Below are 11,292 nucleotides of genomic sequence, written 5' to 3'. Positions count from 1 at the left end.
TGATTGTGGGTGGTCTGGCCGCGTTGCACGAGGAAGTGGACATCTTGCTGGAAAGCTTCATGAATTCCACGAATCCGAGCGGCAATGAGTCTCAAAACGAGCGGCAGCAATCATATTCAAATACCGAAACTATTTTTGAATTTGAACCTGCTTTGGAAAAAAGCACGGCGCGAGCAGAGCCAAATCCCGACGGGAAGCCGAAAGGCTATCCGCTTGGCCTTGTGCTGAAAGCGTGCCCCGACATTGTCGACTATGCCGTGGAGGGAATTGGCAGCTGGCGCGACTTCATGATCACCGCGGCACAGGTCCGCGGATACTTGGGGGTCTCGCCGTCGGCTTACGAGGATGCTTGCCACACAATGGGCCAGGAGACGGCTGCCGTGGTGATGGCCTGCATCCTGCAACGGTCCCAGCACATCAACTCGGCTGGCGGATATCTGCGCGTGCTGACCGAAAAGGCGAGGGCAGGGTTGTTTTCGGTGGGACCGATGTTGATGGCGGCGTTGCGAACGAACGGGGTGACGGCAAAGATGACGGGTTGAAATTTTTGGCGTTGCCGATGGCCCCTACACGATCAGCCGCGCCGAGTGCCCCATTGCTGCTCGGCGTCGTTGTAATAGTGCGAGGACTGTGGCACGGCGCGGTGCTGGGGCTGTTGCATCGTCTCAGCAGCGGGATGCCACTCGGGAACGATAGGCGCGCTGTCGTTCCGCCGACGTTAGCACATCTGGTTGACGTGGGCCGCCAAGCGGGTGTTTCGGCGTATCCATGCTTCAAATTCGCATAACGCGTTACGAAAACAAAGCCACCCCTTGCTTCGCAACGTTACGGCTTTTGGTGAGAGGTAGGAAGGTGATGTCAGAGCCAAGACGCCTTTAGTGAGATTGGGTCGTAACCGATCGCGCCGCCGCAGATATTTGCGCGTCGTTGAGGCTGAAGGTGTTTCTGGACGAAACGCTCCTCGATGTCGGCCTAGGAGGCAAGACTGGCGCGCAGCGAGTGTCCGGAGAACAGCAGCGCAAGTTCCCCTTCCGGGAGATTGGAACGGACGCCAGCTGCGAGTGCGGTTTGCTTGCTTGCGGAGAGCCTCGACGGGGCCTCCTTCTGCCGTGGCGGCTTTGCATGCTTTCCTGCGGATGCCGGCGAGCGCGGTCCACGGGCTGGCCGCGCCCGGGTAAAGTTCCAGGCGACCGGAGAGCCGCCGGTCGATCGTCGCGACCGAGCGCGCAGCGCCGCCGTGTTTATCGTTCATAAAACCTGTCGACGAGCGCGGCGGTTTTGGCTCAAATGATTGTCAAAAGCGCCGTCGTGGTTCATCCTGTCGATAATGATTCTGCGCCCGAAACCGTCCCGCCCGCACGTTGTCGAACCTGCCCATGCCGAGCCGCTCGCACTCGCGACGCCGGTGCCGTCCTGGCTGCGCCGGGCCGCGCGGCAGCCGCAGACGCTGGAGGATGCCGCGATTATGGCCGGCGCCGCTATCGGCGCGCTCGATGCAGTCGTGCGCCGGCAAGAACGATGGGCTGGGGCCTGGCGGCAGCGGCTAGCGCTTACGGCCGGCGCGGTGACGGCAAGACAAGCGGGCCGCGTCGAGGATGAAGTGCCATTGCGCGATGCTGTGCTGCTGACCCGCCCCGGCGATGACGTCGGCCCCGCCGGCCGGATGTTTTTGGCCTGGCGTCGGTTGGCCACGCGGCCTACGGAGGAACTGCTGACTGAGCCGGGCATCGCCGAGGTTCTGGACGATCTGGGTCTCGCACGCGACGATGGGACGGTATCCGATCTTTCGGATGACCTTCGGCAACTCGCCGGCGCCGAAGGGGTGGTCGCAATCCTGGGTGGGGCGCTCGCCAGCGCGGAACGGCATGGTGTTGGGCGCGCGGGAGCATGGTTCGCGGATGCGCTGCTGGCGCAACGGCTTGGCTGGGGCCATGCGGTGCCGCTATTGGGAACGGAGGCCGAGCCGGGGGCGAAGCTCGCGCGCGCTCGACGCCCGGGAACAAGTTTGGCGACTGGCGTGGAGCGCCAACCCGACCAGACGAAAGGACTGCTTTCCGCGCACGCGCGCGCCGCGCTGCGCGCCATCGATCTTTCCGCCGAGCTCGGACGCCGCGCGGATCGGCTGCTCGCGGTGGCGCCGAAGTTGCGCGCCCGCGCGTCGGATTTCGTCGTCGAAAAACTGCTGTCCGGCGACGCAATTGTCGCCTCGGAGAAGATCGCCGGCATGAGCGATCGTGGCCTGCGCCGCCTTTTCGACCGTCTCGTCGATTTCGGCGCGGTGCGCGAGCTGTCCGGCCGTACCACGTTCCGCATTTACGGGCTGTAGCGGATGGTGGAGGGCTCTCGCACAGGACGAGGCAAAGGCCGGTCAGATGATCATCTGTTGGACCGCGAGCTCGATCACCTGCCGCCGGAGGTGCGCTGGCGGGAATGGATGAACCGCGTCGAAGCAACCATCTTCGCGGCGAGCGAGCCGGTCACACGACTTGTCCCAGTGTTCGCGATGGAGCCGTCCGACTCTTTTTAGCCGCAGGCGACCGTCGATTAGGTCGCCAGCCGTCAATTGTACGCTCCGGCAGCTTTCGCCTTGCCCCCGTTCGCACGGCGCCCCGTGCCCAGTAAGGTCGCCTAAAAAAGCAAGATATGCGCCCCCATGTCCATTTGACACAAACGCATCGTACGATGGAGATTACCCTGACGGGAGCGCAGCTCTCCATGCCAGTGTCGAGACGATGATGAGCAAATACAAAGATTACCGCCAGCCACGGCGTCGCTACGACGATGACCCGGTTTCCTTTTCGCAGCGAACTTCCGAGCCCAGCTACTTTCAGCACTCGCCAGCCGTAACTCCAGGCGCTGTCGACGCCGAGGTGATCTGGTTCAACGCCAGCAAGGGTTTTGGCTTCGTCAAGCTGTCCACCGGCACCGAGGCATATCTGCACATCCGGGTGTTGGAAGCTGCCGGCAGCCGCGATGTTTCCGAGGGGACGCATCTCAAGGTCACAGCGGAAGAAGGTCCACGAGGTCGCCAGGTCGTCAAAGTGCTCGATATCGGTGAGCAGATTCCGAAAACTCCGGCAGATGAGCGCTTGGCGGGAGAGTCCATTGCCGCGAGCAGTGCACAGCTGGAGAGCGGAGGCACGGTCAAGTGGTTTAATCCCGAAAAGGGCTTCGGCTTCATTGCTCCCGAGAACGGTGAAAAGGACGTCTTCGTTCACGCTACCGCACTGACCCGCTCAGGGCTCAGCGTGCTGATGGAAGGGCAGAAAGTGTCTTTCCAATACGGGCAGGGCAAGAAGGGCCTGGAGGTTCGGAGCATTCGCCTCCTCTAGGCGCCGATAGATCGGCCATGGCCGAAACTACCGTCATACAAAAGAAAAGCCCGCTGCCGGGAGGAGATGGCAGCGGGCTCGATTTTCGAATACGGCGCGGGAGGAGGTGCACCGCATTCAGTATCGGCATCCATCTGGGAGGAGTAGATGGCCGACAGCAAGATGATACCGACGGGCCGCCGATATTGCAATGCACAATTTCGTATTGCAAATGCGAAGGTGACGACAAGCCTGCCTGGCAACAAGCCCGATGGTTCCATCTGCCCCCAGGGCACTAGGCCCTTCACAAGGCCAATCTGGCGTGCGGCCTCGCCGCGGTCGCCGCCGCATGAAGCGGGTTCCTTGCCAACCGATTCCGAAAACCCGCGCAAGCTCTAAATCTATAGACCGGTTCGGCCGACCCGAACCGCCCCAAACCGTTCGCCGGCATCGCGAAATACTATTTCCCGAAGCGGCTGGCTCTTGGATCGGGTTGGCTTCCCAATTCAACAGTCTGGCGTCATTGGGGGCGATCACGCCGCAATGACGCGTTCCGCATCAAGTCTGAGGTTTTCAGCTATTCCATGGCCTTCCGCCTTTTTGCCCCCATCCTTGTCGGCGCGACGATCGGCATTGCGCTGACCGGCGCGATCGGCGGCTTGGCGCTCGGCAACGGCGCGCATGTGCCCCTGCTGGTCGCGCCGATGGGGGCATCCGCGGTTCTGTTATTCGCAGTGCCGGCAAGCCCGCTGGCGCAGCCCTGGTCGATCATCGGCGGTAACAAGATATCGGCGCTGGTCGGCGTGATCGTGGCGCAGTTCGTGCCTGAACCCGTCCTTGCCATTGGCATTGCCGTGGCGCTGGCTATCGCCGCCATGTCGTTTACACGCTGCCTGCATCCGCCAGGCGGGGCCGCCGCCCTGATCGCGGTGTTAGGCGGGCCGGCCGTCATCAGCGCCGGCTTGCTGTTTCCCTTCGTCCCGGTGGCACTGAACTCAATCGTGCTGGTGGCACTCGGCTACGTATGCGGACGACGCGCTACTGATACAGGCAGCGACGTCGAGCCAAGGTCTGGCAGTCGTGCGGGATGTTTCGGTGGCCGATGCTCTCGCTTCAGGAAGGGTCGTCGTTGCCATCAACGCCTTTGTGCCAACACCGGATGGTTATTACGTCGTCGCTCCTGTAAGCAGGCCCCGTGTACCGAAGGTCGAAAAGTTTCGCAGTTGGGTTTTGGGCGAGGCGGAAGCTACACAGATCTTTCAGGATCGCGGCAGCCGATCCGCCATCAACAGCGTCGACGATACGGTCGAATTCTGGCTCGCGGAGCAGCGCGATTAATGGGGAGTGAAGCGCTTCTTCAGGGCGGCGCTGAAACCGTAATGGCCGGCCAGAGTGCGTCATGGACGGCAGTCAGACCACCCCGGATCCGACCACCTCCTGCGACACCCTGTCAATCAGCCCGCGATTACGTGTCCTACCGGGCGACGAGATCGACGACGCCGAGGTCGCCATCATTCACGAATTCGACCCTCGCCTGTCGCTTGGCAGCAAATCGTGAGAAGGCGATCGTTTCGGTTAGGTTTGGCAGTTAATTGCGAGAATGTGGTAGCTCCGATTATCAATTTAACTGCAAATCGCATCCGCGTGAAGGTCACGAATCCTTTGATTTTCACACCCCCGTCTTCGGTAAATTCGATGCCGCCAATGGCCGTACCCCACGCTAATCTTGATGCGCGTCGGCGACCTAAGGCGTCTGCAATGGGTCGATGTTGAACCCTGGAAGCGAGGCTCAGGCCGCCGGCTTCTCGAAGATCATGGACAAACCACGCGTCGAGGCCATGTCAACAATCAATTCTTCGATCGCCTGATCGGAAAGTCGCGTTTGTGTTGCGTCCCGGATATGTTTGACAAGACCGTGGATCGCTACAGCCACGGTGTGCGCGGCGTCATCGAGAAGACGACTGATTTCAATCACAACGTCGGCATCTATGTCGCGTGGCAAATCTCGCATACATCCTCTCCCACCTACAGGAATATTGCCGCCTTCCCGTCCATTGTCGAGTCGAGCAGACGAAACGTCGGGCTGCTCGATGGGCCGAAATCGTCCCCAGCAGACGTGCTTCTCAGCTTACCGCGCGCGCTCGCCGGCCCCGCGTTTGGGTTTTGGCTGGTGAAGACGTCGCCGGACGTTCGGCTTGAGTGCGCTCCTGACGACCCTGTCGACGACCGTCAGATCGAACCATTCAGGATCGAAATGACCGCCGCACCAGCGCCTGACGTCTCGATACTCGGGATCGTCCCGGTCACCCATGATGGCCAGGAAATTCTCAAAACCGCTGATGCCGCCGACATCTTCGGGTGGTCTGGCGCGGGCGCCGTCGATGCAGGCCGCTGTCCTCGGAATCGGGTCGAGGGTGAGGAATTTCTTGATGGTGACTAGATGCTCCCAGTGATCGCAGAAGTCGTAGAGATAGATGAAAGAGAGCCGTGGACAGTGCTCGAATCGAGAAGCCGAACCTCATTTTCGTCGAAGGAACGGGATCCGCCTTCATATTCCATTTCGCCAAGCTGTTCTGGATCGCCATAGCAAAGGCCGCCAATCCGAAACTGATGCAGGTGATAGTTCCACCAGTTGATGGAGATCACGCCATGACCATGCGATCAGGACGCCCCCCATCCGATCCATCGACCCCGAGGAGATCCGGCCAGCCGCGAATGACGAGGGCGCAATCCGCGTAAACCGTTGGCTCGCCCGGCATCCGGATTTCGTGCTCGGCCGGCACGCGTTGACGTCCGGGCCGTTCGGCGAGACCTATACATGCCTGCCGCGCGGGGGCGACGATCCGGAATCGCTGCTGACGGCGGCAGTCGATCGTCTTCCCGAAGGCCTCTATGACGGCGTGCCGACAGCAATCGACCACGAGGCTGAGTTGGCCGAGAGAGTCGAGTCTCGCCCGGACAAACCAACAGTCCGCGAGGGTAGCTATTTCATCGATGTCCGGCATGGCCTCATGCAGATCGTCGACGGCGCGCCCGTGGCGATCAAGGTCCGCAAGGGCCGGATCGGCGAAGGCCTCCCCGAAAAGCACGTCCGTATCATCCAGAAGCTGATCCCGATCCGTGACGCGGTTCGTGACGTGTTGAAGACCCAGGAAACCAGCCGGCCGTGGCGCGACGGCCAGGTCCGGCTGCGCATTGCCTGGTCGAGCTTCGTTCGCGATTTCGGCCCCATCAACCACACCACGGTGTCGATCACGAAAGACCAGCAGACCGGCGAGAGCCGCGAGACCCATCGGCGGCCGAACCTCCAGCCCTTCCTCGACGATCCGGATTGCTGGCTGGTCGCTTCCATCGAGGACTACGACCTCGAAACCGACACGGCAAAGCCCGGTCCGATCTTCACCGGACGGGTGATCTCCCCGCCGGCACCGCCGGTGATCGCAAGTGCCGCCGATGCGCTCGCCGTCATGCTCGACGAACGCGGCCGTGTCGATCTCGACCATATCGCCGAACTGCTGCACCGCGACGTGGCTGATGTCGTCGCGGAACTCGGCAGCGCGATCTTCCGCGATCCCGCCGACGGTTCCTGGCAGATGGCCGACGCCTATCTGTCCGGCCATGTGCGCGACAAGCTGAAGATCGCGGAGGCGGCCGCCGGGCTCGATCCCGCCTACGAGCGCAACGTCACGGCCCTTCAGGGCGTGCAGCCGGCGGATCTTCGCCCTTCCGACATCACCGCCAGGCTCGGGGCGCCCTGGATTCCGGCCGCCGATGTCGCCGTCTTCGTCAAGGAGACGATGGGCGCCGATATCCGCATCCACCACATGCCGGAACTGGCGACCTGGACCGTCGAGGCGCGTCAGCTCGGCTATCTCGCCGTCGGCACCTCCGAATGGGGCACGGATCGCCGCCATGCCGGCGAGCTGCTGGCCGATGCGCTCAACAGCCGCGTGCCGCAGATATTCGACACCGTGAAGGACGGCGATAGTGAGAAGCGCGTGCTCAACGTCGTCGACACCGAGGCGGCGAAGGAAAAACTGCAGAAGATCAAGACCGCCTTCCAGAGCTGGGTCTGGTCCGAACCCGACCGCACCGACCGGCTGGCGCGGGTCTATAATGACCGCTTCAACAACATCGCGCCGCGCAAATTCGACGGCACGCACCTGAAGCTGCCAGGAGCCTCCGGGGCCTTCACCCTCTATCCTCACCAGAAGCGCGGCATCTGGCGGATCATTGCCTCCGGCTCGACCTATCTCGCCCACGCCGTCGGCGCCGGCAAGACGATGACGATTGCCGCCGCGATCATGGAGCAGCGCCGGCTCGGCCTTATCGCCAAGGCGATGCTGGTCGTGCGCGAGTTTCTGGCGCTCTATCCGAATGCCCGCATCCTGGTTACCGACGAGACCAATTTTACCAAGGACAAACGCGCCCGGTTCCTGTCGCGTGCGGCGACGGCATCCTGGGACGCCATCATCATCACGCACTCTGCATTTCGGTTCATCGGCGTGCCCTCGGCCTTCGAGCAACAGATGATCCACGATGAGCTGGAACTCTACGAAACCCTGCTGACCAAGGTCGAGAGCGACGACCGCGTCTCGCGCAAGCGCCTCGAGCGGTTGAAGGAGGGCCTGCAGGAACGGCTCGAAGCACTCTCGACCCGCAAGGACGATCTGCTCACCATCGCCGAGATCGGCGTCGACCAGATCATCGTCGACGAGCCGCAGGAGTTCCGGAAGCTTTCCTTCGCGACCAACATGTCGACGCTCAAGGGCGTCGACCCGAACGGCTCGCAGCGCGCCTGGGACCTCTATGTCAAATCCCGCTTCATCGAGACGAAGAACCCCGGCCGGTCACTCGTGCTTGCTTCCGGCACGCCGATCACCAATACGCTCGGCGAGATGTTCTCCGTGCAGCGCCTGATGGATCATGCGGCGCTTATGGAGCGCGGGCTGCACGAGTTCGACGCCTGGGCGTCGACCTTCGGCGACACGACGACCGAGCTCGAGCTTCAGCCGTCTGGCAAATACAAGCCGGTCTCGCGCTTCCCCAGCTTCGTCAATGTGCCGGAGCTGATCGCCATGTTCCGCTCCTTCGCGGATGTCGTGACGCCTGAGGACCTGCGCCAGTATGGGAAGGTGCCTGACATCTCGACTGGCAAGCGCCAGATCGTCACCGCGAAGCCGACGGCCGCCTTCAAGCACTACCAAACAGTGCTGGACGCCCGCATTAAGGCAATCGAGGAACGCGACCGACCACCGGAGCCGCGACGACATCCTGCTGTCCGTCATCACGGATGGACGCTATGCGGCGATGGATCTGCGCCTCGTCGATGCCGACAACGACAATGAGCCGGACAACAAGCTCAACGATCTCATCTCGAATGCTTTTCGCATCTGGAAAGACACATCTGAACACCCCTATGTCCGCCCCGACGGCCAGGTGTTTGATCTCCGCGGCGGCGCGCAGATGATTTTCTCCGATCTCGGCACGATCAGCGTCGAGAAGACGAGGGGTTTTCCGCCTATCGCTGGATCCGCGACGAACTCATCCGCCTGGGCGTGCCGGCTTCCGAGATCGCCTTCATGCAGGACTTCAAGAAGAGTGAGGCGAAGCAACGGCTGCTCGGCGACCTGCGCGCGGGAAAAGTCCGCTTCCTGATCGGTTCGTCGGAGACGATGGGCACCGGCGTCAATGCGCAACTCCGCCTGACGGCGCTCCACCACCTCGACGTGCCGTGGTTGCCGTCGCAGATCGAGCAGCGCGAACGCCGCATCGTGCGTCAAGGGAACCAGCATGAGGAGGTCGACATCTTCGCCTATGCCACCGAGGGCTCGCTCGACGCGACCATGTGGCAGAACAACGAGCGCAAGGCCCGGTTCATCGCGGCCGCCCTTTCCGGCGATACCTCGATCCGGCGTCTCGAAGACCTCGGCGAGGGGCAGGCGAGCCAGTTCGCTTTTGCCAAGGCGATCGCGTCGGGCGATCAACGACTGATACAAAAGGCGGGCCTCGAAGCCGACATCGCCCGGTTGGAGCGATTGCGCGCCGCGCACATCGACGACCAGCATGCCGTTCGCCGGCAAATCCGTGATGCCAGCGCGACATTGAATATTCGAGCCGGCGCATCACCGAAATCGGGCAGGACATCGACCGGCAGGTTCCGACCGCCGGCGCGGCCTTCGTGATGAGCGTCGTTGCCAGGCCCCATGCCGAGCGCAAGGAGACGGGCAGGGCGCTGATGAAGGAAATCCTCACTCTCGTCCAGCTCCAGCAGGAAGACGAACTTGTCATCGCCGCGATCGGCGGCTTCGACCTTCAATATGCGGGCCAACGGTTCGGCAAGGGTGGCTACCGTTACACCACCATGCTGATGCGCACTGGTGCGGAACATGAGATCGAGCTTCCCGTCACGGTCACACCGCTCGGGGCCGTCTCCCGCCTTGAGCACGCGCTCGACGGTTTCGAGGGTGAGCAGCAGCGCTATCGCCAGCGCCGCGCCGATGCTTGCCGCAGACTTGCCTCCTACCAGTCGCGCGGCGAAGGTGAGTTCGCCTTTGCCGGCGACCTGGCCGAAAAGCGTCGGCAGTTTGCTGAGGTGGATAAGGCGCTGGCGTCAGGCATCGAGGCGAGGCCGATAGCGGCATGATCCTAACATTCGCGATAGAATCGGCGTCGTTGAATTTCAGGGAAAATTCTGTCGCAAAAGTCGGGCGCAAAGTCGAAGTTGTGCGACAGACCTTGCGACACTTTCCGGCCCGGAATTCGGGCCCGTGCGCTCCTGATCGAGCGTCAGGATCCCTGTGACGAAGCACGAGGCTTGCCGAAGAAAAAAGGCCATCCAAGATTTACACCGAGGCCAGCCATCAAGATCAGAAGGAGGCCAACTGCGTGATCGAGGCTGAAACGAGGGAGCAGGGGAAGGGAAAGGAAGAGAAAACAGTGAAAGAGACTTGCTCGCAGTCTCCCCTCCATTGCCCGCGACCAGCATGCGCGGCATGCTTGCCCCCTTCGATCCAGACAGCTTCATTGTGCGCGCCAAGGTTCAAATCCTCGACGTCGAGCCCAAGATTAGCCACACTCTCGAACTGCCAATCACCCTCAACCTTGCTCAACTCCACGAGGTGCTGCAGGCCGCCTTCGGCTGGACCGACAGCCATCTGCATCAGTTCAATATCGGCGACCTCGTCTACGGCGCCCCAGAGTTCGATGAGGACGGCCTATCCGACAGCCGGATCTTTGAGGGGACCGAGGTCAGGATGATCGACCTTCACTTTGCCTTCGATTCCGACGAAAACCCTCTCACGATCCTCTACGAATACGACTTTGGCGACAGTTGGCGTCATCTGCTGCGCCTCGAACGCGTCGTGCGTGAGGAGAGTGTCAAATATCCTCGCTGTGTCGCCGCCAAACGTTCAGGACCTCCCGAAGACTCAGGTGGGCCTTCAGGCTATGCCAGCTTTCTGGATGCCTGGATCGACCCCGACCATGAAGAACACAAAGCCATGCACCGATGGGCTGGCCGCAAGTTGGCCCCAGTGCATTATTGGGACACAGATATACGGTAGGCGGGCCGGAGTGGAGCCTCTCTTTTGCCGACATGACTTTGCGAACGCCAAGCCGGCCGGGTCGAGGCTTGGACTGGCGGTTCAACTGAAGTTCTTCGCTGCGTACGGATATTTCGCCACCGCGGCGGCTGAGGCTCCCGACGAAGCGGTTTCGTATCTGGCCGAGCAAACCACTTCTTCCGCCAAATTGAATTTTTGGCGATCTCCAACCGGCGATTGGCATGAGGATCGGCTGAACTTCGCCAAAATGCGTTTAGAGACAATGGCTACGTCGTGATCGACGAATTTGCGGACCTCGTATTCTGGATCACGAGCCGGCGAAAGGGCGCTCACCTGGGCCATCGGAAAACTTCCTGTCGGAATGGTTGGGCCCTGAAGCCCTTGATCCTCTCAGACAGGAGGCGACCGTTACCATC

At 61.8% G+C, this 11,292-nt stretch carries 9 protein-coding genes and 4 pseudogenes; 9 read left to right on the top strand and 4 right to left on the bottom strand.

What is annotated here, in order from left to right; translation table 11 throughout:
* A partial coding sequence (repC, locus tag CKW40_RS41195; protein ID WP_244571534.1) for a plasmid replication protein RepC occupies positions 1–542 on the top strand: 542 nt, incomplete at its 5' end.
* A gap of 332 nt (positions 543–874) precedes the next feature.
* Here the strand turns inward: repC and CKW40_RS45175 are convergent.
* A pseudogene (locus tag CKW40_RS45175) lies at positions 875–1,074 on the bottom strand (integrase); the annotation flags it as partial.
* A gap of 253 nt (positions 1,075–1,327) precedes the next feature.
* Here CKW40_RS45175 and CKW40_RS41185 point away from each other — a divergent pair.
* From CKW40_RS41185 to CKW40_RS45540, 3 genes and pseudogenes are all read left to right on the top strand, one after another.
* The gene (locus tag CKW40_RS41185) at positions 1,328–2,326 is read left to right on the top strand and encodes a DUF1403 family protein (protein WP_095205260.1); all 999 of its coding nucleotides are present in this window, start codon (positions 1,328–1,330) and stop codon (positions 2,324–2,326) included.
* Positions 2,327–2,329: 3 nt separating this feature from the next.
* Positions 2,330–2,485, top strand: a pseudogene (locus CKW40_RS41180) (SMC-Scp complex subunit ScpB); the annotation flags it as partial.
* Between the two features lie 250 nt (positions 2,486–2,735).
* A complete protein-coding gene (locus CKW40_RS45540; RefSeq protein ID WP_095205261.1) occupies positions 2,736–3,332 on the top strand; it encodes a cold-shock protein in 597 nt (198 codons plus the stop codon).
* Positions 3,333–3,844: 512 nt separating this feature from the next.
* Here CKW40_RS45540 and CKW40_RS45160 read toward each other — a convergent pair.
* The gene (locus CKW40_RS45160) at positions 3,845–3,994 is read right to left on the bottom strand and encodes a hypothetical protein (protein ID WP_244571530.1); all 150 of its coding nucleotides are present in this window, start codon (positions 3,992–3,994) and stop codon (positions 3,845–3,847) included.
* Here CKW40_RS45160 and CKW40_RS41165 point away from each other — a divergent pair.
* The 3 genes and pseudogenes from CKW40_RS41165 to CKW40_RS44270 form a co-directional block, all read left to right on the top strand.
* Positions 3,971–4,399 (top strand): annotated as a pseudogene (locus tag CKW40_RS41165) (HPP family protein); the annotation flags it as partial. The gene CKW40_RS45160 and the pseudogene CKW40_RS41165 overlap by 24 nt on opposite strands.
* The gene (locus CKW40_RS41160) at positions 4,392–4,649 is read left to right on the top strand and encodes a hypothetical protein (RefSeq protein WP_244571529.1); all 258 of its coding nucleotides are present in this window, start codon (positions 4,392–4,394) and stop codon (positions 4,647–4,649) included. The pseudogene CKW40_RS41165 and the gene CKW40_RS41160, both read left to right, overlap by 8 nt.
* 61 nt (positions 4,650–4,710) lie before the next feature.
* Positions 4,711–4,869 (top strand): hypothetical protein, encoded by a 159-nt coding sequence (locus CKW40_RS44270; protein WP_179298307.1) that lies wholly within the window; start codon positions 4,711–4,713, stop codon positions 4,867–4,869.
* A 570-nt stretch (positions 4,870–5,439) separates the two neighbouring features.
* Here the strand turns inward: CKW40_RS44270 and CKW40_RS41150 are convergent.
* Positions 5,440–5,742, bottom strand: a complete 303-nt coding sequence (locus tag CKW40_RS41150) for a plasmid pRiA4b ORF-3 family protein (protein ID WP_244571536.1) — start codon at positions 5,740–5,742, stop codon at positions 5,440–5,442.
* A 253-nt stretch (positions 5,743–5,995) separates the two neighbouring features.
* On the opposite strand from CKW40_RS41150, the pseudogene CKW40_RS41145 reads away from it, so the two are divergent.
* Both CKW40_RS41145 and CKW40_RS41140 read left to right on the top strand, forming a co-directional pair.
* A pseudogene (locus CKW40_RS41145) lies at positions 5,996–9,957 on the top strand (helicase-like domain-containing protein); the annotation flags it as partial.
* A 340-nt stretch (positions 9,958–10,297) separates the two neighbouring features.
* Positions 10,298–10,876 carry a plasmid pRiA4b ORF-3 family protein gene (locus CKW40_RS41140; RefSeq protein ID WP_095205256.1) on the top strand — a complete coding sequence of 193 codons (579 nt, stop codon included), beginning with the start codon at positions 10,298–10,300 and terminating at the stop codon, positions 10,874–10,876.
* Between the two features lie 81 nt (positions 10,877–10,957).
* Here CKW40_RS41140 and CKW40_RS46220 read toward each other — a convergent pair whose 3' ends face one another.
* Complete coding sequence (locus tag CKW40_RS46220; RefSeq protein ID WP_500684305.1) at positions 10,958–11,218, bottom strand: hypothetical protein; 261 nt, start codon at positions 11,216–11,218, stop codon at positions 10,958–10,960.
* Positions 11,219–11,292: the final 74 nt, after the last annotated feature.

It is taken from the genome of Mesorhizobium carmichaelinearum (assembly GCF_900199455.1).
GTDB classification, from domain to species: Bacteria; Pseudomonadota; Alphaproteobacteria; order Rhizobiales; family Rhizobiaceae; genus Mesorhizobium; species Mesorhizobium carmichaelinearum.
The sequence above is the reverse complement of the archived record's forward strand: the minus strand, read 5'-3'. Positions and strand labels throughout refer to the sequence as shown.